Origin of the sequence: Streptomyces viridifaciens, assembly GCF_001888885.2 — a bacterium.
GTDB lineage: Bacteria > Actinomycetota > Actinomycetes > Streptomycetales > Streptomycetaceae > Kitasatospora > Kitasatospora aureofaciens.
Map to the genome: position 1 here is coordinate 2,489,910 of NZ_CP090841.1, position 25,670 is coordinate 2,515,579.

The following is a 25,670-nucleotide window of genomic DNA, read 5'->3' on the forward strand; positions in this document are numbered from 1 at the left end:
CGCCTCGCCCGCACCGGGCGCGGCCCCGTCAATCGACGTCCAGGCTATCGCGTGGGGCCCCTCCCGACCGCTTTACCCCTGTTCAGCGTGGTTGGGGTGGAAACCGGCGGGACGCAGCACGAGGGCGCCGTGAACCCCGCGCGCAGGGTCCACGGCGCCCTCGGCGGAGCGCTGGCCGGATCAGTCCCGGACGGTGACCACCGGGGCGACCATCAGCTGGGTGCGGCGCGGGTTCGCCGTGACGGCCGGCAGCTCGGTGCCGTAGGTGACGACGTCCTCGGGCTTGCGGGCGCCCGGGATCTTGCTGAAGTCCTCGACCGAGGCCAGCGTGGTCCGGCGCGGGTTCGCCGTCGAGCGGCAGGACAGCGTGGACTTGGTGGCCTTCTTCGCCAGGGACATCGAGAGCACCTCGTGGTCGTGGCCGGGCGGACCGCCAGGGATCTGCACCGGCCGGAGTGGTTCCGATTGATTCGGAGGGGTTCTGGGCAGGCTGGTCAGGGCCGTGCTCCGGAGACAGCCAGATTACGAGATCTCATTCCACAGAGGCCGTGACCAAAGCTACACATTCGTCTGTGATTTTGGCCACAAATTGACGCACAAATTACCGATAACCGACATTTCGCCGCATCGGAATTTTCCGACATTCCGCGCATAAGGGGCACTCCGGCAGGTCTGCGACTCTTGTCGATCTCGGGCCACGTTGGCATGTATCCGGCGAGTGTCCGAAAAAGGCGGTATTCCGGTCCGGTTACCGCACAGTCAGTGAGAACGTGCGTGCGGTCGGTAGTACCCGGCGGCCGGTCCCGGCGGCCCTTGTTGGGATTCCCTCGCTGTGCTGGAATGCCACGGACCGTGGGTAGGGAGCAGTCCACCCCGGTGACCCGCTCTCCCGGACCGGCCGGGGTGCGGATGGAAACTCGACACCGTCCAGGCCGTGGCGACGCGGCGGGACGCCCGGTCCAGAGGTTGCGACGCCAGTGCAGGGACGTTTCAAAAGGGGTAGCGGCGCCGCGGGTGACCCGGAGTCGCGCGAGCCTGTGGCAGCCCCCCAGCAGGCGGCGGCCCCCGGCGGCCCGGCCGACCCGGTGACGCCCGAGGCCCCCGGCCGCCCGGAGGACGACGGCCAGGAGCAGAAGTCCACCCGGGACAAGCTGCGGACCACCCTGACCAGGCGCCGCGCCACCGGTCTGAGCCGGCTCGCGATGCGCAACTGGCGCATCCGCACCCGCCTGATCGCCCTGCTCGCGCTGCCCGTCCTGGTCTCGCTGGTCCTCGGTGGCCTGCGCATCCAGACCTCGATGGAGAACTCGCAGCAACTCGCCCAGATGGCCAACCTGTCCGACCTGGCCAAGAAGGCGACCAACCTCGCGGACGCCCTGCAGACCGAGCGCGACATCAGCGCCGGCTACATCACCAACAAGCCGAACGCCCCGCTGGACGACGAGATCGTCGCGGCCCGCAAGTCCACCGACGACCTCAGCCGCACCTTCACCGCCTCGTCGGACAAGTTCGAGAACCTCGAACTCTCCGGTGGGAAGGCGCTGCTGTTCCAGATCCGCAAGGACCTGAACTCGATCGCGGACGCGCGCAACACGCCGTACCAGAACAACCAGAACATCCAGGCGACGATCACCGCGTACGACGTGATCATCCGCGACCTGCTGGACATCACCCAGGACATCGCGCTCGCCTCCAACAACAAGGACCTGCTGGTCGCCACCCGCGCCCTGCAGCAGTTCTCGCTGGCCAAGGACGCCACCTCGCAGCAGCGCGCGCTGATCAGCGCCGGTCTGGCCAACCCCAAGGCCCCGGACCTGAGCGCGAGCGACGAGTCCTTCGGCATCCGCCTGCGCACCACGTACGACAACGCGCTCAACGGCTTCAACAACATCTACTCCGCGCACGACCTGGACAACCTGCGCGGCCAGCTGAGCTACAACAACGTGGTCGCCGAGGCCGACCGCTACTCGCGCTCGATCCTCCAGCCGGGCGGCATCCACCAGACCGAGCCGGTCACGTACAAGGACTGGTACGAGAAGGCCAGCACCAAGATCACCGCCGAGCGCCGGATCGAGTCCAAGCTGATCGAGGACCTCGACGGAAAGGCCCAGGACCTGCAGTCCCAGGCCGACACCGAGGCCCTGATCATCGGTGCCGCGGTCGCCCTGACCCTGCTCGTCGCCCTCGGCGGCGCCGGTCTGATCGCCCGCTCGATGGTGCGCTCGCTGACCCGTCTGCAGAAGGCGGCCGAGGACGTCGCGGAGCGGCGCCTGCCCGAGCTGGTCAAGACGCTCTCCGAGAGCGACCCGCACGACGTCGACACCACGGTCGAGCCGGTCGCCGTCGACTCGACCGACGAGATCGGCCACGTGGCCCACGCGTTCGACATGGTGCACAGCGAGGCCGTCCGCCTCGCCGCCGAGCAGGCCCTCCTGCGAGGCAACATCAACGCGATGTTCACCAACCTCTCGCGCCGCAGCCAGGGCCTCATCCAGCGCCAGCTCTCGCTCATCTCCGAGCTGGAGAGCCGCGAGGCCGACCCGGACCAGCTGGCCAACCTGTTCAAGCTGGACCACCTCGCGACCCGCATGCGCCGCAACGGTGAGAACCTCCTCGTCCTCGCCGGTGAGGACCCGGGCCGCCGCTGGACCCGACCCGTCCCGCTGGTCGACGTGCTCCGCGCCGCCGCCTCCGAGGTGGAGCAGTACGAGCGCATCGAGCTCGCCGCCGTACCGTCGGCCGAGGTCGCCGGCCGCGTCGTCAACGACCTCGTCCACCTGCTCGCCGAGCTGCTGGAGAACGCCACCTCCTTCTCCAGCCCGCAGACCCGCGTCCGGGTCACCGGCCACGCCCTACCCGACGGCCGGGTGCTGGTCGAGATCCACGACACCGGCATCGGCCTCAGCCCGGACGACCTCGCCGACATCAACGAGCGCCTGGCCAACCCGCCGACGGTGGACGTCTCCGTCTCCCGCCGCATGGGTCTCTTCGTGGTCGGCCGCCTGTCCCTGCGACACGGCATCCGGATCCAGCTGCGCCCGAGCGACTCCGGCGGCACCACCGCGCTGGTCATGCTCCCGGTCGACGTCACCAACTCCGCCGAGCGCCGGACCCCCGGCCGTCCGGGCCCCGGCGGCCCGGGCAAGCAGCAGCGCGGGGTCGCCCCGACGCCGCGCCAGCAGCGCCAGGTGCCGGCCGGTCGTCAGAATGGTCCCGCCGCGCTCGGCCAGGGCCCGTCCGGCGGTGCCCCGCAGGGCGGCCGTCCGCAGCTCGGCCAGGGCGGTCCGGCCGCCCCGGCCGCTCCCGCGGCCCCTGCCGCGCCGGCCGGCCCGGGTACGCCCGGCGGCCGCGCCGGCGGGCTGGGCGGACTGCCCACCCGTCAGGTCGGCCGGTCGCTGCACGAGAACCCGATGCCGCAGGGCCAGCAGGAACAGCAGGGTCGCGGCCAGGGTGCCGGTCTGCCCGGCCGGCGCGGCCAGGGCCGGCAGGCGCCCGCCCAGCAGGGACAGTCGCAGCAGGGCCAGCCCCAGCAGGCCCCGCAGCAGCAGGCCCCGCAGGGCCAGCCGCAGCAGTCGCCGCAGGGCGGTCTGCCGCAGCGCGCCCCCGGCCGCCAGGGCCCGCCGCAGGGCGGCCCCAACGGCCTGCCCCGCCGCGGCCAGGGCCGCCCCGGCCAGGAGCGCCCGCGCCCCGACGCCGGTCCGGGCGCCCCGGCCCCGCAGACCGGCGAGCAGCCCCAGCACGGCCGTCCGGGCGGACCCGGCGCCCCGCAGCAGCAGGGTGCCCGTCCGGGCAACCGTCCGCAGGGCGGTCTGCCGCAGCGCGCCCCCGGCCGTCAGGGCCCCGGTGCTCCCGCCCGTCAGGGTCAGGGGCCCCAGGGTCCGCAGGGCCAGCGCCGCCCGCAGCGCCCCGGTCCGGACGCGCCGCAGGCAGGCCGCCAGCCGCAGCTGCCCCCGCAGCAGCAGCCCCAGCCGCTGCCGTCGGCCGAGCCGGCGCCGGTGGAGAGCACCCAGCAGTTCGCCCGGCCGCGCTTCGAGGCCAGCCAGATCGACCCGCGTGACCCGCTGGGCCTCGGCCTGGTGGAGCCGGTGCTGCCGAACGTGCCGAACCCGGCCCAGCCGCAGCCGGTGCAGCCCCAGCCGGTCCAGCCGCAGCCGGTCCAGCAGCCGCAGCGGCAGGAGCCGATGGCGCTGCCGACCGGCCCGTCCGAGGCCACCGGCGAGCAGCCCTGGTACCCGCAGCCGGCCGAAGGCCGGTCGTACCAGCCGCGTCGGCCCGGCACCTCCGCGCCGGAGTTCCAGCAGGAGGACCGGCCGCAGCAGCAGCCCCAGCAGGCTCAGCCCCAGGTCCCGCAGCAGCAGGTCCCGCAGGGCCAGCCGCAGCCGGGCGTCGGTGACGCGCCCTGGCGCCCGTCCGCGAACGACGAGCGCTGGCGCCGGGCCGAGCAGGTCCGCGAGCCCTCGACCAGCGGTGTCACCATGTCGGGCCTCCCCCGGCGGACCCCGCAGGCCAACCTGGTCTCCGGCACCGCCGAGGCCTCACCGCTGACCGGTCCGCAGGTCTCCCGGGCTCCCGAGGAGGTCCGCGGCCGCCTGACCAACCTGCGCCGCGGCATCCAGCAGGGTCGCCGGGCCGGGGCCGAACAGGCCGCCAACCCGCCGGGCTTCCAGCATGGTGCCCAGCAGTCCGGATTCGATAGTTTCGGTGGCCGGACCGACGGCAACGGCGCAGATCACCAGGAGCGTTGAGTTGAACCAGATGAGCCAGGCCGCACAGAACCTGAACTGGCTGATCACCAATTTCGTGGACAACACCCCCGGGGTGTCCCACACCGTGGTGGTCTCCGCGGACGGCCTCCTGCTGTGCATGTCGGAAGGCTTCCCGCGTGACCGCGCCGACCAGCTCGCCGCCGTCGCCTCCGGCCTCACCTCCCTCACCTCCGGCGCCAGCCGGATCTTCGAAGGCGGCGAGGTCAACCAGACCGTCGTCGAGATGGAACGCGGCTTCCTGTTCCTGATGGCCATCAGCGACGGCTCCGCCCTGGCGGTCCTCGCCGCACCCGACTCCGACATCGGCCTCGTCGGCTACGAGATGGCCCTGCTCGTCGACCGAGCCGGCGCCGTCCTCACCCCCGCACTCCGCGCGGAACTCCAGGGCAGTCTCCTGCACTGACGGAACCCGCGCGGATCTTCCACCGTCCCACCCGCACCGGGTCCGACCCGACCGGACCCGGCGCCCCACCCTCAGCTACCCTCAGGCAGCTGATCCCGCCTCAGCTGGCACCGCCCCAGCTGGAACCGGCTGCCCAAGGCTGCAGCACTAGGAGGACCCATGACCCCGCCCTCGACACCCGCCGGCCCGTACGGCAACGGGTACGGCAGCGGCTACGGCGGGCAGCAGTCCGACGGCTACGAGCAGCAGCCGCTGGTCCGCCCGTACGCGATGACCGGCGGCCGGACCCGGCCCCGGTACCAGCTCGCGATCGAGGCCCTGATCTCGACCACGGGCTCGGCCGAGCGCACCACCGGGCTGCTGCCCGAGCACGCCCGGATCGTGAACCTCTGCCGTGAGGTCAAGTCCATCGCGGAGATCTCCGCACTGGCCGGCGTGCCGCTCGGTGTGGCCCGCATCCTCGTGGCCGACCTGGCCGAGGCCGGTCTCGTCGCCATCCACCAGCCCGCCGCCGCGGGCGAGTCGGGCGGAACGCCCGATGTCACGCTGCTCGAAAGGGTCCTCAGTGGACTTCGCAAGCTCTAACGGACCCGCCCGCGCCACGACCTCCGCGAAGATCGTCATCGCGGGCGGCTTCGGTGTCGGCAAGACCACGCTCGTCGGCGCCGTCTCCGAGATCAACCCCCTGCGCACCGAAGCCGTCATGACCTCGGCCTCCGCCGGCATCGACGACCTCAGCCACGTCTCCGGCAAGACGACCACCACCGTCGCCATGGACTTCGGCCGCATCACCCTCGACGAAGACCTCATCCTCTACCTCTTCGGCACCCCCGGACAGGACCGCTTCTGGTTCATGTGGGACGACCTCGTCCGAGGCGCCATCGGAGCCGTCGTCCTCGTCGACACCCGACGCCTCGCCGACTGCTTCCCCGCCCTCGACTACTTCGAGAACAGCGGCCTGCCCTTCGTCGTCGCCCTCAACGGCTTCGACGGCCACCAGCCGCACACCGCCGAAGAAGTCCGCGAAGCCCTCCAGCTCGGCGCCGAAACCCCCGTCATCACCCTCGACGCCCGCCGCCGGGACAGCGCCAAGAGCGCCCTGATCACCCTCGTCGAACACGCCCTGCTCGCCCGCCTGCGATAACCGAACACACCAACGGCCACCGCGAACACACAAGCGCGCGAGTGCGCGAGCACCGCGCCGAGCCGAAGGGGCGCGCCGGTGCCGAAAGGGAGAAGGGCCGAGCCGCCGACGGAGGAGGTGGCACAGTGCCCGCCGACCGTCGGCACCGGGTCCGAGCGCCCCGGAGGCGAGTGCGCGAGCGCCGCGCCGAGCCGAAGGGGCGCGCCGGTGCCGAAAGGGAGAAGGGCCGAGCCGCCGACGGAGGAGGTGGCACAGTGCCCGCCGACCGTCGGCACCGGGTCCGAGCGCCCCGGAGGCGAGTGCGCGAGCAACGGAACCGTCCGGCCCCGGCGAGCCGTCACACTGACGGGTCGCCGGGGCGGCGGCGCTTACCGGCCGGTGTCCTCCGGGAGCCGCGCGCAAGACCCGTGTATAAGCAGCGGATAACAGTTCGGTAGGCATTTTGTGATCAACAATGACGCAGCGTGGCGAATCAGCGTCACTCAGCGCCAGATGACCACGGATTTGCTCCGCCATGTCACTGATTGTCCGGATTGCGACAACGCGGGAGTCATACGGCAGCTGTTTGTCCCCCATCCCTGCACGTGCTGAAATTCCAGCTACCCCTGAACATCCCGCGCCGGCCGTCCGGGCGGCGGGCCAGGGCCCCGGGGGTAGCGCTGGATTGATCCATGGCCGGCAAGTCGGCCGAGAGGTAGTAGTCGAGTGAGGCGTAAGCAGCAACCCGCCCCGCAGCGGCGCTCCGAGCCCCGCCAGAGCGAGCCGAAGGGCGCCGCCGCGGAACAGGCCGGATTCTCCGCGTTCACTCCCACCGAGGAGCGCACCCCGACCACCCCGGCCCCGAAGCCTCCGACCGCGGCCAACGAGCCGCGCCCGGGCGCCGGTCAGGCGGGCGACGGCGCCAGCCGGTACGACTTCCTCCGTCCGCGCAACTGGCGCGTGCCGACCCGTCTGATCGCGATCCTGCTGATCCCCGTGATCATCAGTCTGGTCTTCGGCGGTCTGCGAGTGAACACCTCGGTCGACGGCTACATCAAGGCGTCCCGCGCCGAGAAGACCGCCGAGCTGGCCAAGGCGGCGACCGAACTCGCCGAAGCGCTCGAGAACGAGCGCGACAAGACGCTGATACCCCTGATGACCGGGCAGGACCCGAACAACGAGGTCACCAAGCGCCGCGCCGACACCGACGCCGCGCTGAAGGCCTACGAGGCCGCGTACGCGGCCTCCGACAAGTCCGGCGAGCTGCCGCGCCGCCACGAGGCCTTCGAGACCCTCGTGGTCGACCTGCCGCACCTGCGCCAGGTCGCGTACAGCAAGGAGCTGTTCGCCAGCGCCACCGCGAGCGCCTACTCGACGATGTTCGCCCCGCTGCTGGCCTACGACAACTCGGTCGGCAACGGCTCCGCCAACGCCACCAGCAAGGGCCGCGCGATCTACGCGATGTCGCTGGCCAAGGCGTCCGCCTCGACCCAGCGCTCGCTGATGCTCAGCCTGCTGGTCGGCGCCGCGACGGGCGCGACCACGCGGTACGAGAACCAGGACATGACCCAGCAGATCCTGGTCTCCGAGAAGCTGGAACAGGTCTCGATCAGCGAGTTCACCACCGGTAGCGACCCCGTGGACGCCAAGAAGTACGCGGACGCGCAGGTCGCCCTGGCCAGCGCCCAGGACCGCTCGGCCTACAAGATGCCCAACGGCACCGTGCCCACCATGCAGGGCCTGCTGGCGCTCGCGGCCAACTACGCCGAGGCCGCCGCCATCGGGCAGCAGAAGGGCAAGGCCGCCGCCGACGCCGCGTACGCCGAGGCCAAGAACGCCGGTCTGACCCCGGACAACTGGAACCAGGCCGCCGGCAACCACATCCAGGCCCTGCGGAACACCGAAGTCGCGCTGCTGGACGACGTCCTCACCGACTCCCGCAACCTCAAGGACAACGCGCTCTACGACGCCATCCTCAACACGGTCATCGTCGTCGCCGCACTGATCCTGGCCGGCCTGCTCACCGGCTACGTCGCCCGCTCGATGATCCTCGGCATGCGCACCCTGCGCAGCGCCGCCCTGGAGATCGCCGACCACCGCCTGCCGGACCTGGTCGAGAAGCTCTCCAAGACCGACCCCGACCGGGTCGACACCTCGGTGACCGCGATCCCGCTGCACGGCAAGGACGAGATCGGCGAAGTCGCCCGGGCCTTCGACCAGGTCCACCAGCAGGCCGTGGCGCTCGCCGCCGAGCAGGCGCTGCTGCGAGGGAACGTCAACGCGATCTTCACCAACCTGTCGCGCCGCAGCCAGGGCCTGATCCAGCGCCAGCTGGCGCTGATCACCGACCTGGAGAACAACGAGGCCGACCCGGACCAGCTGGAGAACCTCTTCAAGCTGGACCACCTCGCGACCCGCATGCGCCGCAACGGTGAGAACCTGCTCGTCCTCGCGGGCGAGGAGGCCGGTCGCCGCTGGAACACCCCGGTCCCGCTGGTCGACGTGCTGCGCGCCGCCGCCTCCGAGGTGGAGCAGTACGAGCGCGTCGAGCTGTCCGGCATCCCCGAGGTCGAGGTCGTCGGCGCCGCCGTGACCGACCTCGTCCACCTGCTCGCCGAGCTGCTGGAGAACGCCACCTCGTTCTCCAGCCCGCAGACCCGGGTGCTGGTCAACGCGACCCGCCTGCCGGACGGCCGGGTGCTGGTCGAGATCCACGACAAGGGCATCGGCCTCACCGCCGACGACTTCGCGGAGATCAACGAGAAGCTGTCCGAGCCGCCCACGGTCGACGCCACCATCTCCCGCCGCATGGGCCTCTTCGTGGTCGGCCGGCTCTCCCAGCGGCACGACATCCGCGTCCAGCTGCGCCCGTCCGGCGAGTCGGCGGGCACCACCTCGCTGGTCATGCTCCCGCCGTTCGTCACCCAGTCCGCGGTGGCGCCGGAGCCGGAGGAGCAGTTCACCGTCTCCCGGATCTTCGCCGACCAGGAGCCGACCTCCGAGTGGGCCCCCGACGGCCGCGACCGCAGCGCCGCGGAGCTGGGCTTCGACGATCACCTCACCGGCATCGGCAACGCCGGCTCCTCCGGCTTCAGCCCGGCCCTGGAGGCCGTCCAGCGCTCGCAGCGCCTCGACCAGGTCCGCCGCGCGGCCCTGGAGGGCGGCCCGCAGCCGCCGGTGGTGGACGCCGAGGTCGAGGAGGACTACCAGCAGGGCTACGACCAGTACGCCCCGCAGCAGGGCTACGACCAGGGCTATGCCGAGGGCCAGTACGCCGACGACCAGTACGGCTACGACCAGGGCGGCTACCAGCAGGAGGAGTACGCCCAGGACGGCTACGGCCAGTACCCGCAGCAGGGTTACGACCAGGGCGGCTACACCGACGGCCAGTACGCCGACGACCAGTACGGCTACCAGCAGGACGGGTACGCCCAGGACGGCTACGGCCGCCGGGCCGAGGATGCCCCGGCCGGCCACCCGTACACCCCGGAGCCGCCCGCGCTGCCCGCCGCCGAGCCCGCCGCCACCCTGCCGTCCGGGCTGCCCCAGCGCCGCCCCGGCCAGCAGCTGGCGGGCGGGAGCCTGGGCAGCGCCCCGGACGCCGGCAGCCCCTCCGGGGAGACCCCGAACTGGTTCGCGGGCGCCAAGGACAACTCCTCGCCCATCGAGACCCGCGGCCACGACGTGTCCGCCCTCGGCGGATACGGCCCGACCGGCCCGACCGCCAGTGCCAGCTGGCAGTCGCCGAACGACGGCGACTGGCAGCGCGCCGAGCAGCTGCGCGAGCCCTCGTCCGCCGGCACCACCGGCGCCGGACTGCCCCGGCGCGTTCCCAAGCAGAACCTGGTGCCCGGCAACGCCAAGCCCACCCCGCAGGAAGGGCCGCAGGTCTCCCGCAGCCCCGAGGAGGTCCGTGGCCGCCTCACCAACCTGCGCCGCGGTGTGGAGCAGGGCCGCAGCGCCGGCAACACCGGAAGCTTCCGGATCGACCCCGATCAGGTAGACCAGTCCGGCAACGGACAGAACCGGAGCACCGATCTCTTCGGCGGCTCGAACCACCAGGAGCGTTGAGTTGACTCAGATGAGCCAGGCCGCACAGAACCTGAACTGGCTGATCACCAATTTCGTGGACAACACCCCCGGGGTGTCCCACACCGTGGTGGTCTCCGCGGACGGCCTCCTGCTGTGCATGTCGGAAGGCTTCCCGCGTGACCGCGCCGACCAGCTCGCCGCCGTCGCCTCCGGCCTCACCTCCCTCACCTCCGGCGCCAGCCGGATCTTCGAAGGCGGCGAGGTCAACCAGACCGTCGTCGAGATGGAACGCGGCTTCCTGTTCCTGATGGCCATCAGCGACGGCTCCGCCCTCGCGGTCCTCGCCGCACCCGACTCCGACATCGGCCTCGTCGGCTACGAGATGGCCCTGCTCGTCGACCGAGCCGGCGCCGTCCTCACCCCCGCACTCCGCGCGGAACTCCAGGGCAGTCTCCTGCACTGACGGTTCGTCGGATACCGTCCAGGTATTCGAAGTACCTCCGCGTCCTTCCCGGGCCCGCTTCGGCGGGCTCGGGTTCGGACGTCGTACGGCCTTCGCACCACCGGCTCCGGACTCGTACCGAAGCTCGCACCGCACCGCCGCACCTTGTGAGGAGAGGAACCGTGACACCGCCCGACGACCGCAGCGGCCAGTACGGCGTTCCGTACCCTGGCACAGGCCATGACGCCTTCGGAGCACCCGGCGCCGGCCACGGTCAGCCGTACGGTCGGCCGCAGTACGGACAGCCCCAGCAGGACCCGTACGCCCGGCCCGAGCAGCAGTACGGCCAGTACGGCCAGCCCGACCCGTACTCCCGGCCGCAGCCCGCCTTCGACGCCCCGCCGGCCGGCTACCCGGCTTCGGCGCCCGGCCCGGCTCCCGCCCCGGCCCCCGGCTACCAGCCGGCCCAGGAGCCCGGGCACGTCGAGGAGTTCGAGGACGAACCGGACTCCGGCCCGCTGATCCGACCGTTCGCCATGACCGGCGGTCGCACCCGGCCCCGCTACGAGCTCGCGCTGGAGGCCCTGGTCTCCGCCGACGTCGACCCGCAGCGCCTGGCCACCCTCCTCCCGGAGCACCAGCGGATCTGCACCCTGTGCAGAGAGGTGAAATCCGTCGCCGAGGTCTCGGCGCTGCTCTCCCTTCCCCTGGGAGTGGCCCGCATCCTCGTGGCCGACCTGGCCGAAGCCGGCCTGGTCGCCATCCACCAGCCCGCTTCCGGCGGCGAATCCGGAAACCAGCCCGACGTCACGCTGCTCGAAAGGGTCCTCAGTGGACTTCGCAAGCTCTAACGCGGCCGCCCCCACCCGCGCCACCACCTCCGCGAAGATCGTCATCGCGGGCGGCTTCGGTGTCGGCAAGACCACGCTCGTCGGCGCCGTCTCCGAGATCAACCCCCTGCGCACCGAAGCCGTCATGACCTCGGCCTCCGCCGGCATCGACGACCTCAGCCACGTCTCCGGCAAGACGACCACCACCGTCGCCATGGACTTCGGCCGCATCACCCTCGACGAAGACCTCATCCTCTACCTCTTCGGCACCCCCGGACAGGACCGCTTCTGGTTCATGTGGGACGACCTCGTCCGAGGCGCCATCGGAGCCGTCGTCCTCGTCGACACCCGACGCCTCGCCGACTGCTTCCCCGCCCTCGACTACTTCGAGAACAGCGGCCTGCCCTTCGTCGTCGCCCTCAACGGCTTCGACGGCCACCAGCCGCACACCGCCGAAGAAGTCCGCGAAGCCCTCCAGCTCGGCGCCGAAACCCCCGTCATCACCCTCGACGCCCGCCGCCGGGACAGCGCCAAGAGCGCCCTGATCACCCTCGTCGAACACGCCCTGCTCGCCCGCCTGCGATAACCGAACACACCAACGGCCACCGCGAACACACAAGCGCGCGAGTGCGCGAGCACCAGCTGTGGCCCACGGGAACCGGTCAAGTCCCGCGGGCCACAGGGGGTTTCGGTGCGCCTACTCGGTCGGCTCCAGCCCGGAGCGGATCAGGCCGTAGGTGTACGCGTCCTCAAGTGCCAGCCAGGAGGCGGCGATCACGTTGTCGGCCACGCCGACCGTGGACCAGGTGGCGGTGCCGTCGGTGGACTCGATCAGCACCCGGGTCTTGGAGCCGGTGCCGTGCTGCCCCTCCAGGATGCGGACCTTGTAGTCCACCAACTCGAAGGTGGCCAGCGGCGGGTAGATGCCCTCCAGGGCCGTCCGCAGCGCCTGGTCCAGCGCGTTGACCGGGCCGTTGCCCTCGCCGATGGCGATCCGGCGCTCGCCCTTGGCCCACAGCTTGACGGTCGCCTCGTTGCCGGAAACCCCGTGCGGGCCCTGTTCGCTGATGGTCCGCCAGGACTCCAGCCGGTAGAAGCGCTCCCGGCTGCCGCGCACCTCGTCGCGCAGCAGCAGCTCGAAGGAGGCGTCGGCGGACTCGTAGGTGTAGCCGAGGTTCTCCTGCTGCTTCACCTTGGCCACCACCCGGCCGGCCAGGTCCCGGTCGGTGGACAGGTCGTAACCCAGCTCCTTGCCCTTGAGCTCCACCGAGGCCCGGCCCGCCATGTCGGAGACCAGCATCCGCATGGTGTTGCCGACCAGCTCGGGGTCGGTGTGCTGGTACAGGTCCGGGTCGACCTTGATCGCGGAGGCGTGCAGGCCCGCCTTGTGGGCGAAGGCCGAGAAGCCGACGTACGGCTGGTGGGTGGAGGGGGCCAGGTTGACCAGCTCGGCGATCGCGTGCGAGATCCGGGTCATCTCGGCCAGCCGGCCCTCGGGCAGCACCCGGCGGTCGTACTTCAGCTCCAGCGCGCCGACCACCGGGAACAGGTTGGCGTTGCCGACCCGCTCGCCGTAGCCGTTCGCGGTGCACTGCACGTGGGTGGCGCCTGCGTCCACCGCGGCCAGCGTGTTGGCCACCGCGCAGCCGGTGTCGTCCTGGGCGTGGATGCCGATCCGGGCCCCGGTCGCCGCGATCACGTCCGCGACGGTGTCCCGGACGCCGGCCGGCAGCATGCCGCCGTTGGTGTCGCACAGCACCACCACGTCCGCCCCGGCCCGGTGCGCGGTGCGGACCACCGCGAGGGCGTACTCCCGGTTCGCCCGGTAGCCGTCGAAGAAGTGCTCGCAGTCCAGGAACACCCGACGACCCTGGGCGCGCAGGAACTCGACGCTGTCCCGGACCATCTCCAGGTTCTCGTCCAGCGTGGTGCGCAGCGCCAGCTCGACGTGCCGGTCGTGGGACTTGGCGACCAGGGTGACCACGGGCGCGCCGGAGGCGACCAGCGCGGCCAGCTGCGGGTCCTCGGCCGCCTTGCCGCCGGCCCGGCGAGTGGCGCCGAAGGCGACCAGCTGGGCGGTGCGCAGCTCCAGTTCGGCGGCGGCCCGGGCGAAGAACTCGGTGTCCCGGGGGTTGGCACCGGGCCAGCCGCCTTCGATGAAGCCGACCCCGAACTCGTCCAGGTGCCGGGCGATGGCCAGCTTGTCCGCCACCGTCAGGTTGATGCCCTCCCGCTGCGCGCCGTCGCGCAGGGTGGTGTCGAACACGTGGAAGCTGTCGTCGGTACGGCTGACCTCGGTCATGACCCCTGGTTCTCCGTTCGGGGAGGTTGGTACTGCTCTGCCGGATTCTCGTCCCGGCTCCACTGTCCAGGATCCCGCGCGCGGCTCCGGTGTCCCCGGGCCCCTCGTGGGGGCCGTCGGCCGGTCCGGGCTGTGCTTTCAACGGGGCGGTGCCCGGAAAGCGAAAAGACCCCTCGCGGGTGCGAGAGGTCTGCGCGCGGGTCTGGACGCTCGTGGTCGCTCCGCATCGGGTCCTGCGGAAGCGGTCACTGCGGACCGGCGCGCCTGCTGCCAATAATCAGCGAAAGCGAGGACACGCTCGCAGTCTGGCACAGCCTCCGGGATCCGGCCCGCCCGTCTCGCGATGCGAAACGGGGCAGGCCGGAGCGGGTTCCGGTGTCCGGATGATCAGACGATCTTGTGCAGCCAGTTGTGGGTGTCCGGCTGCTGGCCGCCCTGGATGGCCAGCAGCGCGCGGCGCAGCTCCATGGTGATCGGGCCGGGCTCGCCGTTGCCGACGGTCCAGTCGGCGGCCGCGGACTTCACCGAGCCGACCGGCGTGATGACGGCGGCGGTGCCGCAGGCGAAGACCTCGGTGAGGGTGCCGTCGGCGTTCGCCTGCTGCCACTCGTCGGTGGAGATCTTCCGCTCCTCGACCGCGTAGCCCAGGTCGGCGGCGAGCTGCAGCAGCGAGTCACGGGTGATGCCGGGCAGCAGCGCGCCGGACAGCTCGGGGGTGACGATCCTGGCGTCCTTGCCCTCGCCGAAGACGAAGTAGAGGTTCATGCCGCCCATCTCCTCGACCCACCGGTGCTCGGCGGCGTCGAGCCAGACCACCTGGTCGCAGCCCTTCTCGGCGGCCTGGGCCTGGGCGACCAGCGAGGCCGCGTAGTTGCCCGCGCACTTGGCGGCGCCGGTGCCACCGGGCGCGGCGCGGACGTACTCCTTGGACAGCCAGACCGAGACCGGCTTGATGCCGCCCTGGAAGTAGGCGCCGGCCGGAGAGGCGATGATCATGAAGAGGTAGGAGTTCGCCGGGCGGACACCCAGGCCGACCTCGGTGGCGAACATGAACGGCCGCAGGTAGAGGCTCTGTTCCGGCTCGCTCGGAACCCAGCCCTGCTCCTGCTGGACCAGCAGCTCGACGGCCTCGACGAAGGTCTCCACCGGCAGCTCCGGCATCGCCAGGCGGCGGGCCGAGGCCTGGAAGCGCAGGGCGTTGGCCTCCGGGCGGAAGGTCGCGATCGAACCGTCGGCTTGGCGGTAGGCCTTCAGGCCCTCGAAGATCGCCTGGCCGTAGTGAAGGGTCATGTTCGCCGGGTCCATCTCCACCGGCGCGTACGGAACCAGCTGGGCGTCGTGCCAACCGCGGCCCTCCGTCCAGCGGATGGTGACCATGTGGTCGGTGAAGACGCGGCCGAAGCCGGGGTTGGTCAGCCGGGCCTCGCGCTCCGCTGCGGGAAGCGGGTGGGCGGAGGGCTTGAGGTCGAACGTGATGGGCGCCTGGGTGGGCGTACTCATGGCTGTTTCCTTCACCGTGGGGTTCGTTCGGGCCGCCCCACCGGAGGAACGTCACGGCGATCCAGCGCCGGAACGCACGCCAACGGCACGGCCCACTGTCGATACTCGCATCCAGAGGGCCGTGCCGAACAGCTGCCCGCTCCTTGGGGAGCTGCAAGCCGCGGTTATGTGGTCCGGCCCTCTCAGCCGGACCCCGCTCCCGGTTCCGGCCCGCTAGCCGGATACTCGGCCGGCGAGCGCGTCGCCGACCTGGGAGGTGGAACGGGTGCCGGTGCGCTCGGCGAGGTCCGCCGCGACGGCGGCCTCGACGCGGGCGGCCTCGGCCGCGTAGCCGAGGTGCTCCAGCAGCATGGCGACCGACAGCACGGTGGCGGTCGGGTCGGCCTTGCCCTGGCCGGCGATGTCCGGGGCCGAGCCGTGCACCGGCTCGAACATGGACGGGAACTCGCCGCTCGGGTTGATGTTGCCGCTCGCGGCCAGGCCGATGCCACCGGTGACGGCGGCGGCCAGGTCGGTCAGGATGTCGCCGAACAGATTGTCGGTGACGATGACGTCGAAGCGCTCCGGCTGGGTGACGAAGAAGATCGTGGCCGCGTCGACGTGCAGGTAGTCGGTGGTGACCTCGGGAAACTCCGCGCCGACCTCGGCGAAGATCCGCGACCACAGGTGCCCGGCGTGCACCAGCACGTTGTTCTTGTGCACCAGGGTGAGCTTCTTGCGCGGCCGCGCCTGGGCCCGGCGGTAGGCGTCGCGCACCACGCGCTCGATGCCGTACGCGGTGTTCAGGCTGACCTCGGTGGCCACCTCGTGCGGCGTCCCGGTGCGCAGCGAGCCGCCGTTGCCGACGTACGGGCCCTCGGTGCCCTCCCGGACGACCACGAAGTCGATCTCCGGCTGACCGGCCAGGGGCGACGACACCCCGGGGAACAGCCGACCCGGCCGCAGGTTGATGTGGTGGTCGAAGGCGAACCGCAGCTTCAGCAGCAGCCCCCGCTCCAGCACCCCGGACGGCACGCTCGGGTCCCCGATGGCACCCAGCAGGATCGCGTCGAAGCCCTTGAGCTCGGCCAGCACGCTGTCCGGCAGCGTCTCCCCGGTGCGGTGGTAGCGCCGGGCGCCGAGGTCGTACTCGGTGGTCTCCAGCTTCACGTCGGCGGGAAGCGCGGCCTCCAGGACCTTCAGGCCCTCGGCCACCACCTCCTGCCCGATGCCGTCACCCGGGACAACTGCGAGACGAATGGTGCGAGACATGCTCGGACCCTACTCCGCCGTCCCAGCCACTGACACCTCACGTCCAGCATCTGGACCAGTCAGGTCAGATCGATCTCCACCGGGAACGGCTGATCGACCTTCAACTGCTTGTGGTAGATCCCCGAAACGACGTAGCCGGTAGCGGGATCCAGCTCGTAGGCGTAGACGACCGGCCTGCCGTCGTCATCGCTTTCCACACGCCAGAAATGCCTGATGCCCGCCGCCGCGTACTTGCGAGGCTTGGTGTCCCGGTCCCGTTGCTGGGATTCCTCGGAGACGACCTCGACCGCAAGCAACACATCCCTCGCGTCACAGAAGGTCTGCTTCGGGCCAGTGACTCCTCGCTCGTCAACCACCAGGAGGTCCGGTTCCGGGCGGTTGCGGCGGTCCAGCCTCACCGTCATCTCCCGCCAGACGTCCCAGCCCTCCGGCACCGCCGTCTCCAGGGCGCGCTCCAGCCTGCGGAGGGTTCGCATGTGGAACGCGGTCTGCGGACTCACGAAGATCAGGCTCCCGTCGATCAGCTCGGTGTGCGGCGGGAGATCAGGCAGCCGGTCAAGATCCTCTGCGGTGTAGCCACCAGCGGGAGGCCGAATCCAGTCGGGGTACGGCGCGATGCTCATGGTTCCTCCCATACGGGCATCCTGACGGCCCTCCCAGGCTACTCGGCAAAGCCTCCTCGGACGCCACTCCTTCGAGGGAGCGCGGGTGATCAGAGTCGCGCCCGCAGCGCGCTTAGGGTGGCGTGATCTGGGGTTTCCGGCAGGAACGGGGCGCGTGGGTGAGGACCGAGTGGCGGCGGGAGCTGCTGGTCTGCGGGGGTGCGGCCGGGCTGGCGGCGGGCGGGTTCGCGCTCGCCGCGGGGCTGCGCGGGCGGTGGCCGGCCGGGGCGGGGGCGGTCGCCGTGCCGTACCACGCGCACCTGTGGGACCTGCTGCACGGCCAGGCCGCCGGGGACCTGCTGTTCAACTGGAACAGCGGCTACGGCGTCCCGTTCCTGGCCGACTTCTTCGCCTACCTGATGAATCCGTTCTCCTGGCCGGCCGCCCTGCTCCCCCGCGACCAGGGGCAGCTCGCCGTCTTCCTGGTCGCCCTGGCCACCATCGGCCTCGGCACCGCCCTGATGGCCCACCTGCTCGGGCGGCTGCACCCCGGCCCCCGGTGGCTGCGGGTGCTCGCCGCCCTCGGCTACGGGCTCTGCGCCTGGGTGCTGGACGTGGGCGGGGCCGCGCCGATGTGGCTCTGGGGCCTGGTCTCGCTGCCGCTGCTCGGCCTGGTCGGGGACTGGTGCCTGCACGAGCGCCGCTGGGTGGCCGGTTCGCTGTGCGTCGCCCTGGTCTGGGCGGGCAACCTCTACACCGCCGCGCTGGCCACCCTGATGGCCGGACTCGTGTTCGCGGTACGGCTGTTCGCCACCCCGCGCGCCTTCCGGCACCGGGTCCGGGCGACCGGGCGGGCGATCACCCTGACCACCGCCGGGGTGCTGCTCGCCTCCCCGGTGCTGTTCGTCGCCGTCCGGGCGGCGCGCGGCGCCCAGCCGGAGTCCCCGGTGCAGCCGCTCGGCCGGTCCGGGCTCGGCGGGCACCTCGCCGAGCTGCTGCCCACCACCACCGGCGGGCGGCCGCTGCCGGACATCGCGATCGGGGTGCTCGGGCTGCTGCTGGTGTGCGGGCTGCCGTTCAACCGCCGCGTGCGCGTCCGTGAGCGGGCGGTCTGGTGCGCGGCGCTGGTGCTGATCGTGCTCGGCTTCGTCTGGACCCCGACCGTGCTGGTCTGGCACGGCCTGGCGATCCCGGCCGGCGGGCCGTACCGCGTCGCCTTCGTGCTCAGCGGGCTGCTGGTGCTGGCCGGCTGGGTGTCGCTCGCCCACCGGCCGGACCTGCTCACCCTGCTGGGCGGCGCCGCCCTGGTCGCGCTGATCGTCGCGCTGGCGGCCACCCGCCGCTCGGTGCACACCTCCACCTGGGTGCTGCTGGCCGTCGGCGGCGCCGTCGTGCTCGCCGCGCTGTGGGCGCTGGAGCACCGGCACACCGACCGCCGGGCGAACGCCCTGGCCACCTGGGTGCTCGGCGGTGCGGTGCTCGGCAACGCCGTCTGGTCCGGGTACGCGTCGCTCGGCGCGGCCCCCGACGACTCCGTCCCCCCGGCCGCCGTCCGGGCCGGGCACGCGGCCGTCCGGGCGGGCGCCGACTGGCCGGACGGGCGCAGCGATCCCGGCCCGCACGCCTTCACCCCCAACGACCCGCTGCTGCTGAACGGCCAGGGCGGCGGCTACTTCAGCGGCTATCTGCCGACCGTGGTCGCCCAGCTGCTGCACGACCTCGGCGCGGGCTGGACGGCCGGCGGGCGGCAGACCGGCAGCGTCACCGACCCGGTCGGGCAGGCACTGTTCGGGATCCGCGCCCACCTCGACGACGGGCCGCCCGCGTACGGCTTCACCCCCGGCCGGGCGCCCGCCCCGCCACTGGTCACCGTGCTGCCGCCGGGCGCCCGGCCGGAGACCTCCTCGGTCTGGGCCCGCCAGGAGTCGCTGCTCGGCAGCCAGGTGTACGACGCCCCGCTGCCCGTGCCGGCCGGCGGCCCGGCGCCCACCCTGCACGGGACCAGCGGCTGGTCGGTGCCGCCCGGCGGGGACGGCACGGTGTTCACCGCAGCCTGCACCCCGGGCTCGACGGCCTACTTCCACGGGGTCTGGTACGACGGCACGGTCAGCGGCCTGGGCACCAGCTACCGCAGCGGCGGTGAACAGCCCACCACGGCGGTGGCCGTCCACCGGCTGGGGACTGTCCCGGCGGACGGGGTGGTCCGGGTGACCCTGCGCTCGGACGTGGTCAGCCAGGTCCCGGCCCGCCCGATCGGCTGCCTGCGGGCCGACGCCCTGGCCGCCGCGGTCTCCCGCCTCACCGCCACCGGCGCCACCCGCGTCGAGGCCGGCGGCCACACCGTCTCGGCCACCCTCCCGCCGGGCTCCACCGGCACCGCGCTGCTGTCCGTCCCCGCCACCGAGGGCTGGACCTGCGCCACCGACGGCGGCGCCCCCGCCGTGCCCACGCCGGTCCTGGGCATGATCGGCGTCCCGCTCGGCGCCGGCGCCTCCCGCGTCTCCTGCGCCTTCCGCCCGCCCGGCCTCACCGAGGGCCTCACCGTCACCTCCGGCACGGCCGCCACCCTCGCCCTGGTCGCCGTCTTCACCCGCCTCGCCCGCCGCGAACACCGCCCGCCCCGCCGCGAACGCCGCGCCGCCGCCCGGGCTTAGGGCCTGCCGGCGGGTCCTTCCGGCCACCCGACGCCGGACGGCGTCAGAGGCAGCGGAAGGGGCGGCCCTCCGGAGTCCGGTGGGCCACCCCTTCCGAGCGCGCTACAGCAGGGTGAGGACCTGGGCCCTCCGGTCGGCCGGGTTGAGGTGGTACAGCAGCAGGAGCCGGGAGGTGTCGCCCGGGGCGCGCCGCACGTCGAGGACGGTGCCGGGGCCGGCCGGGGTCACCATCGCGGTCGGTCCGGTGAGGCCGGCCCGGACGGTGAGGGCGGGGTGCAGGACGTCCACCGGGACGGTGGGGCGGGTGCCGCGCAGGCCGATGGCGGAGTAGGCCCCGGCCGGGTCGGGCGTGCCGGGCCCGGTGGTACCGGCCCACACGCCGTAGTGGACGGTGCTGTGGCCGGGCTTGACCCCGGGCAGGGCACCCAGCCGGACCGGGAGGACCACGACGTCGCTGTCCAGCAGCGCGGTGTCGGTGTCGCCCCAGTGGGCGTTGAGCGGCTGGACGTCGAGTTCGGCTCCGGTGCGGGCGTCGAGGGCGCGGGAGACCAGGACGTCGCTACCGCGCACCCGGTCGGCCTTGAGGATCACGTCGGTGACGCCGTCCCCGTCGGTGTCCAGCGACACCCGTACGCCGTACAGCCCGACCGGTGTGGCCGCCGGGGACCACAGCCGCGCGCCGACGTACAGCAGGTCGGAGTCGACGGCGGCGCCCGCGGCCCGCAGGTCGGCGGCCCGGTCGCCGGGGTGCTCGACGCAGAGGTCCTGGGGCGGGTCGGCCGGCTCCGTCGCGGCCTCGGGCCGGATGCCCGCCCCGGGGCCGACGGCCTTGCCGCTGTCGGGCGGGCAGTCGGGCCAGCGGGGTCCCTCGCCGCCGAGCACGAGGGCGCTGACCAGTCCGGGCGCCTCGCCGGGGGCGGCGCTGCCGCCGAGGGTGACGAGGGTGCCGTCCCGGGCGGTGCGGACGGAGGCGGTGACGCCGAGGTCGCCGGTGGGGCGCGGGGCGGCGAACACCGGGACCCGCAGCTGCGGCAGCTCGCGGTCGCCGAGCGGGCTGAACAGCACCCGTCCGGAGAGTTCGCCGCGGTAGCTGCGCGCCCGGCCGCCCTGCACGGTGTCGATGGTCGGGTCGGGCGTGCGCCCCAGCTCCCCCGGTACGGACAGCGTCACCCGCACCCGGGCGGTGCCGCCGGCCGGCACCTCGATCCGGTCCGGCGACACCTGGAAGGCGGCGCCCGGCAGTTCGGTGGCCGCCGCGTAGCCGGTGCGGTAACTGACCGGCGCGGAGGAGTAGTTGTGCAGCTCGATCGCGCGGTCCAGGGCCGTCGGCCCGCCGACCTCGACCGGCCCGTAGGAGACCCCGACACTGCCCGCCAGGGCGCCCTCCCCCGCCGCGTAGGCCACCACCGGGGTGCGGACGGCCCGGTCGGCCTGGGCGCGTCCGGCGCCGGTGCGTTCGGGTCCGTAGACCGGTCCGGAGTGGTCCTCGCCGAGGTAGGTGTCCGTGCCGGTGTTCATCAGCGCGGCCTTGACCTGCTCGACCGGCCAGTCCGGGTGGGCGGCGCGGACCAGGGCGGCCAGTCCGGCGACGTGCGGGGCGGCCATCGAGGTGCCGTTCTCGCGCTGGCCGCCGCTGCCGCTGCCGACCAGGGCGGACCAGATGGTCTCCCCGGGGGCGGCCAGGTCGGGCTTGACCACCCCGGGCAGTCCGATGCCCCGGGAGGAGAAGTCGGTGAGGGTGTCGGCGCGGGCCGGCTGGTTCTGCGCGACCGAGCCGTGCAGCGGGTTGCCGGGTGCGGCGAGCCGGACCTGCGTACCGCCCCCGGCGGCAGCCTTCAGCAGCCGTTCGCCGTCCGCGCGGCCGAGCAGGACGGCGGGGATCCGGTCGTTGCCGGAGATCTCGGCGAGGTGGTCGGTGTCGGCGGCGTAGAGCGCGCCGATCGCCCCCGCGTCGGCGGCGTGGTCGGCGCGCGGGCCGGAGTTGCAGGCCCGGTCGGCGTCGCGGGTGCGCCAGGTGAGCACCGCGATCCTGCCCTTCAGCCGTTGCCGGTCGGCCGCGCTGAAGTCCGTGCAGCCGTCCGCCTGGTCGACGGGCGCGGCGAGGGCGCCGCTCACCTCGGTGGTGGACCAGCCGCGGTAGCGCTCGCTCCAGTGGCCGGGCACGACCCCGGCGAGCGCGGCGGGGGCGAGCACGGTGATGCCGTCCACGTCGGCGTGCCCGTGCACGGAGGCGGCGACGGTGACCGCCCGCACGGCGGTGCCGGGGCTGCCGCCGACGCCGTACACGTCGCCCTCGTTGCCCGCGGCCGCGACCACCACGGTGCCCAGTTCGGAGAGCCGGTCGACGGCCAGCGCGTCGGCGTCGTCCGGGGTGCCGAAGCGGCTGCCGAGCGACAGGTTGACCACGTCGAGCCGGTCGCCGAGGTCGCCGTCGCCGTTCGGGTCGGCGGCCAGGTCGAGCGCCTGGGCGAGCCGGTCGGTGGAGCCGTCGCAGCCGAACACCCGGATCGCGTACAGCTGGGCGCCGGGGGCGGCGCCGGGGCCGATCCGGAACGAGGCCGGGTCGAGCCCGGGCCGGTACGGGCCGGTGTACGGGTGGCCGTCGGCGGTGACGCCGTACCCGGCGGCCGTCCCGGCGACGTGGGTGCCGTGCCCGTTGCGCACGCAGTCGAGCGGGTTGTCGCTGGGGTGCGGGACGGGCTGGTGGTTCGGGGCGGTCGGGTCGGGGTTGTAGTCGTCACCGACCAGGTCCTTGCCGCCGACCACCTTGGCGTTGGGGAACAGCGCGGCCGGCGCGGGCCTGCCGCGCTCGACCGAGCGGAAGGCCTCCTCGGTGCCGGGGCCGCCGAAGTCGGCGTGGGTGTAGTCGATGCCGCTGTCGATGATGCCGATCCGCATGCCCTGGCCGGTGTTCCCGGCCACCGCGGCGTCCCCGGCCCAGATCTGCGGGGCGCCGGTCAGCGGGACGGAGTAGGCGTTGTCCCGCTGCTTGTTCACGATCGGGTGGACGGCCCGGACTCCGGGCAGCGCCCGCAGCGCGGGCAGCCGCTCGGCGGGGGCGTCGACCGCCAGGCCGGTGAGCAGGGTGCGGGTGCGGTAGAGCTCGCGGGCGGCGGGGGCCGACCGGTGGACGGCCTCGGCGAGCCGGTCCAGCGCGTCGCCGGACCGGGTCCGCTGGGCGGCTCCGGCCCGGGCGGCGTCCCGGCGGACGGCCTCCGGCGAGCGCTGGGCCCGCCGGGCGGTGTCGGCGGCGCGCCGCCAGGCGGGGCCGGCCGCCTCGGTGCCGAGTTCGAGCAGGACGGCGGCCGTACGGCCCTGGCCGGGCGGTCCGGCGCCGGCCGGGCCGCCCGCGGCCGGGGTGGCGGCGAGCGCCGCACCCCCGGCCAGCAGCGTCAGGGTGAGGCCGATCCGGGCGAGCGGTCGGCGGACGGGTGGCAGGCGCACGAGGGACCCTCTCCCCCGGCAGGGGGGAATGATCCGCACACCGAGGAGGTCGCTGGCGCCCGCCCACACGGACGTCGATCACCCTTCCGGGGGCCCCAAATTAGGATGATCGCGCCACCCTGGGCGAGCAACTTCCCTCGGTCGGGCCTCAGTTGCACTCTACGGGGTGACTCGGCGCCAACCCGATCGGCCCAGTTGCCCGATGAACGCCACCCGGCGGCACCACTCGGCCGCGGCCGTGGCCGCGCTCAGTGGTGGCCGGTGGCGCCGCCGTTGTCCCGGCGGTCCAGCGAACGCTGCAGCGCGGCGGCGGCGAAGGGGTTCCGCTCAGCGGCCCGGCGGCGGCGCGGGGCGCGGACGGGGGTGGCGGCGGGGACGGGGGTGGCGTGGCGGTCGGCGGTGGTGGGCATACCGGGCTCCTTGGAAGCGGCGCTGCGCGACAGCAGCGCGATGAGGGGAGATGGGTACGCGCGGGGCAGGGATCGCCTGCCCGTTGGGGCGCACGCACAGACGGGCCGCATGCCCTGGCTACAGGGGCGGCACACCGTATGGCCCTTCCACGGTACGACCCCGCTCCGGCCGTGTCTGCACGAATACTTGGATTTCCTAGTATCTGAGACGGGTGCCACCCGGGGGAACGCAGCAGGGTCCGGACCACCGTTCCCACGGCGGTCCGGACCCTGTGGGGCGCGCGGGACTCAGCCCAGGTCGACCGAGCGCGCGAAGCGGGCGCCGATCTCGGCGGCGATCACCGTCAGCACGTCCTGCGGGATCTCGCTGTCCACCGTGATGGAGGCCAGCGCGCTGCCGCCGTCCCGGGCGACCTGCATGCCCGCGATGTTGATGCCCGCGTCGCCGAGGTGGCGGCCGAGCACGCCGACCACGCCGGGGCGGTCCTCGTACTTGAAGAAGGCCATGTGGTCGGTGAGCGCCACGTCGACGTCGAAGGTGTCCACGCCGACGATCTTCTGGGTCTGCTTCGGGCCGGCCAGCGTGCCGGAAATGGCGATCTCCTCGCCGTTCGCCAGCGTGCCGCGCACGGTGATCACGTTGCGGTGCTCGGGGCTCTCGCTGGAGGTGGTCAGGCGGACCTCGACGCCGCGCTCCTGGGCGAACAGCGGGGCGTTGACGTAGGACACCGTCTCGGCCACCACGTCCTCGAAAACGCCCTTCAGCGCGGACAGTTCGAGCACCTTCACGTCGTGCTGGGTGATCTCGCCGCGGACCTCGACGTCCAGGCGGACGGCCACCTCGCCGGCCAGCGCGGTGAAGATCCGGCCGAGCTTCTCGGCCAGCGGCAGGCCCGGGCGCACGTCCTCGGCGATCACGCCGCCCTGGACGTTCACGGCGTCCGGCACCAGCTCGCCGGCCAGCGCCAGGCGCACCGACCTGGCGACCGCGATGCCGGCCTTCTCCTGCGCCTCGTCGGTGGAGGCGCCCAGGTGCGGGGTGGCGACCACGTTGTCGAAGGCGAACAGCGGGGAGTCGGTGCACGGCTCCTTGGCGTACACGTCCAGGCCCGCGCCGGCCACCCGGCCCTCGCGCAGGGCGGCGGCGAGCGCCTCCTCGTCCACGATGCCGCCGCGGGCGGCGTTGACGATGCGCACGCTCGGCTTGACCTTGTGCAGCGCCTCCTCGCCGATCAGGCCGATCGTCTCGGGGGTCTTGGGGAGGTGGACGGTGATGAAGTCCGAGACCTCCAGCAGCTCCTCCAGCGAGACCAGCTTGACGCCCATCTGCGCGGCGCGGGCGGCCTGGATGTAGGGGTCGTACGCGACGATCTTCATCCCGAACGCGGACATCCGCTGGGCGACCAGGACGCCGATCCGGCCGAGGCCGACCACGCCGAGGGTCTTCTCGCTCAGCTCGACGCCGGTGTACTTGTTGCGCTTCCACTCGCCCTGCTTGAGCGCCGCGTTGGCCGGGGCGATGTTGCGGGCGACGGAGATCAGCAGGCCGCAGGCGAGTTCGGCGGCGGTGACGATGTTGGAGGTCGGCGCGTTGACGACCATGACGCCGGCCTTGGTGGCGGCGGCGACGTCCACGTTGTCCAGGCCGACGCCGGCCCGGGCGACCACCTTGAGCTTGCGGGCGGCGGCCAGCGCCTCGGCGTCGACCTTGGTGGCGGAGCGGATCAGGATCGCGTCGACGTCGGCGATCGCGGTGAGCAGCTCGGTGCGGTCGGCGCCGTTGCAGTGGCGGATCTCGAAGTCGGGGCCGAGGGCGTCGACGGTGGCGGGCGAAAGCTCTTCGGCGATCAGTACTACGCCAGTTTTCACAGTTGTGGCAGCGCTCACGACAGTGGGTCCTTAACTGTCCGG

Annotated in this window: 17 protein-coding genes; 9 read left to right on the forward strand and 8 right to left on the reverse strand. The window is 73.0% G+C overall.

The features are described from left to right. Positions 1-180: 180 nt before the first annotated feature. Positions 181-447, reverse strand: coding sequence for a hypothetical protein (locus BOQ63_RS18210; protein ID WP_305953132.1), 267 nt, complete (start codon positions 445-447; stop codon positions 181-183). A gap of 590 nt (positions 448-1,037) precedes the next feature. Here BOQ63_RS18210 and BOQ63_RS18215 point away from each other — a divergent pair. The 8 genes from BOQ63_RS18215 to BOQ63_RS18250 all read left to right on the forward strand — a co-directional run bounded on the left by BOQ63_RS18215 (position 1,038) and on the right by BOQ63_RS18250 (position 12,182). Then, entirely contained in the window at positions 1,038-4,745 is a 3,708-nt protein-coding gene (locus BOQ63_RS18215) for a nitrate- and nitrite sensing domain-containing protein (protein WP_223885967.1), read from the forward strand. A 10-nt stretch (positions 4,746-4,755) separates the two neighbouring features. Beyond that, positions 4,756-5,169, forward strand: coding sequence for a roadblock/LC7 domain-containing protein (locus BOQ63_RS18220; RefSeq protein ID WP_030291361.1), 414 nt, complete (start codon positions 4,756-4,758; stop codon positions 5,167-5,169). Positions 5,170-5,328: 159 nt separating this feature from the next. Beyond that, positions 5,329-5,754, forward strand: coding sequence for a DUF742 domain-containing protein (locus BOQ63_RS18225; protein ID WP_030291321.1), 426 nt, complete (start codon positions 5,329-5,331; stop codon positions 5,752-5,754). Continuing rightward, positions 5,735-6,313 carry a GTP-binding protein gene (locus BOQ63_RS18230; RefSeq protein ID WP_050366561.1) on the forward strand — a complete coding sequence of 193 codons (579 nt, stop codon included), beginning with the start codon at positions 5,735-5,737 and terminating at the stop codon, positions 6,311-6,313. Before BOQ63_RS18225 ends, BOQ63_RS18230 begins: the two co-directional genes overlap by 20 nt. A 705-nt stretch (positions 6,314-7,018) precedes the next feature. After that, positions 7,019-10,363, forward strand: coding sequence for a nitrate- and nitrite sensing domain-containing protein (locus BOQ63_RS18235; RefSeq protein ID WP_072654632.1), 3,345 nt, complete (start codon positions 7,019-7,021; stop codon positions 10,361-10,363). 10 nt (positions 10,364-10,373) lie between these two features. Next, positions 10,374-10,787 (forward strand): roadblock/LC7 domain-containing protein, encoded by a 414-nt coding sequence (locus BOQ63_RS18240; RefSeq protein ID WP_030291361.1) that lies wholly within the window; start codon positions 10,374-10,376, stop codon positions 10,785-10,787. Between the two features lie 161 nt (positions 10,788-10,948). After that, the gene (locus BOQ63_RS18245) at positions 10,949-11,617 is read left to right on the forward strand and encodes a DUF742 domain-containing protein (RefSeq protein ID WP_072654633.1); all 669 of its coding nucleotides are present in this window, start codon (positions 10,949-10,951) and stop codon (positions 11,615-11,617) included. Then, on the forward strand, positions 11,598-12,182 hold the full coding sequence (locus tag BOQ63_RS18250; protein ID WP_046386153.1) for a GTP-binding protein: 585 nt from the start codon (positions 11,598-11,600) through the stop codon (positions 12,180-12,182). Before BOQ63_RS18245 ends, BOQ63_RS18250 begins: the two co-directional genes overlap by 20 nt. 111 nt (positions 12,183-12,293) lie before the next feature. On the opposite strand, the gene cimA is transcribed toward BOQ63_RS18250, so the two are convergent. From cimA to BOQ63_RS18270, 4 genes are all read right to left on the reverse strand, one after another. Continuing rightward, positions 12,294-13,898: a citramalate synthase gene (gene cimA / locus BOQ63_RS18255; RefSeq protein WP_030286958.1), complete on the reverse strand. Its 1,605-nt coding sequence runs from the start codon at positions 13,896-13,898 to the stop codon at positions 12,294-12,296. A 387-nt stretch (positions 13,899-14,285) separates the two neighbouring features. Next, positions 14,286-15,398, reverse strand: a complete 1,113-nt coding sequence (locus tag BOQ63_RS18260; RefSeq protein WP_030286959.1) for a branched-chain amino acid aminotransferase — start codon at positions 15,396-15,398, stop codon at positions 14,286-14,288. Positions 15,399-15,611: 213 nt separating this feature from the next. Further along, on the reverse strand, positions 15,612-16,649 hold the full coding sequence (locus BOQ63_RS18265; protein WP_030286960.1) for a 3-isopropylmalate dehydrogenase: 1,038 nt from the start codon (positions 16,647-16,649) through the stop codon (positions 15,612-15,614). Positions 16,650-16,708: 59 nt separating this feature from the next. Further along, positions 16,709-17,272, reverse strand: coding sequence for a Uma2 family endonuclease (locus BOQ63_RS18270; RefSeq protein ID WP_030286961.1), 564 nt, complete (start codon positions 17,270-17,272; stop codon positions 16,709-16,711). 158 nt (positions 17,273-17,430) lie between these two features. On the opposite strand from BOQ63_RS18270, the gene BOQ63_RS18275 reads away from it, so the two are divergent. Continuing rightward, positions 17,431-19,905, forward strand: coding sequence for a YfhO family protein (locus BOQ63_RS18275; RefSeq protein ID WP_191093573.1), 2,475 nt, complete (start codon positions 17,431-17,433; stop codon positions 19,903-19,905). Between the two features lie 102 nt (positions 19,906-20,007). Here the strand turns inward: BOQ63_RS18275 and BOQ63_RS18280 are convergent, their stop codons facing one another. The 3 genes from BOQ63_RS18280 to serA form a co-directional block, all read right to left on the reverse strand. Next, entirely contained in the window at positions 20,008-23,349 is a 3,342-nt protein-coding gene (locus tag BOQ63_RS18280) for a S8 family serine peptidase (protein WP_150475981.1), read from the reverse strand. Between the two features lie 248 nt (positions 23,350-23,597). Further along, positions 23,598-23,759: a hypothetical protein gene (locus BOQ63_RS18285; protein ID WP_167395758.1), complete on the reverse strand. Its 162-nt coding sequence runs from the start codon at positions 23,757-23,759 to the stop codon at positions 23,598-23,600. 288 nt (positions 23,760-24,047) lie between these two features. Continuing rightward, positions 24,048-25,628 (reverse strand): phosphoglycerate dehydrogenase, encoded by a 1,581-nt coding sequence (gene serA / locus BOQ63_RS18290; protein WP_030286965.1) that lies wholly within the window; start codon positions 25,626-25,628, stop codon positions 24,048-24,050. Between the last annotated feature and the right edge of the window lie 42 nt (positions 25,629-25,670).

Bases quoted from the DNA above. Each gene is read 5' to 3' on its own strand.
- BOQ63_RS18220 (WP_030291361.1), top strand. From the start codon at position 4,756: ATGAGCCAGGCCGCACAGAACCTGAACTGGCTGATCACCAATTTCGTG.
- BOQ63_RS18270 (WP_030286961.1), bottom strand. From the start codon at position 17,272: ATGAGCATCGCGCCGTACCCCGACTGGATTCGGCCTCCCGCTGGTGGC.
- BOQ63_RS18240 (WP_030291361.1), top strand. From the start codon at position 10,374: ATGAGCCAGGCCGCACAGAACCTGAACTGGCTGATCACCAATTTCGTG.
- BOQ63_RS18285 (WP_167395758.1), bottom strand. From the start codon at position 23,759: ATGCCCACCACCGCCGACCGCCACGCCACCCCCGTCCCCGCCGCCACC.
- BOQ63_RS18225 (WP_030291321.1), top strand. From the start codon at position 5,329: ATGACCCCGCCCTCGACACCCGCCGGCCCGTACGGCAACGGGTACGGC.
- BOQ63_RS18265 (WP_030286960.1), bottom strand. From the start codon at position 16,649: ATGTCTCGCACCATTCGTCTCGCAGTTGTCCCGGGTGACGGCATCGGG.
- BOQ63_RS18260 (WP_030286959.1), bottom strand. From the start codon at position 15,398: ATGAGTACGCCCACCCAGGCGCCCATCACGTTCGACCTCAAGCCCTCC.
- cimA (WP_030286958.1), bottom strand. From the start codon at position 13,898: ATGACCGAGGTCAGCCGTACCGACGACAGCTTCCACGTGTTCGACACC.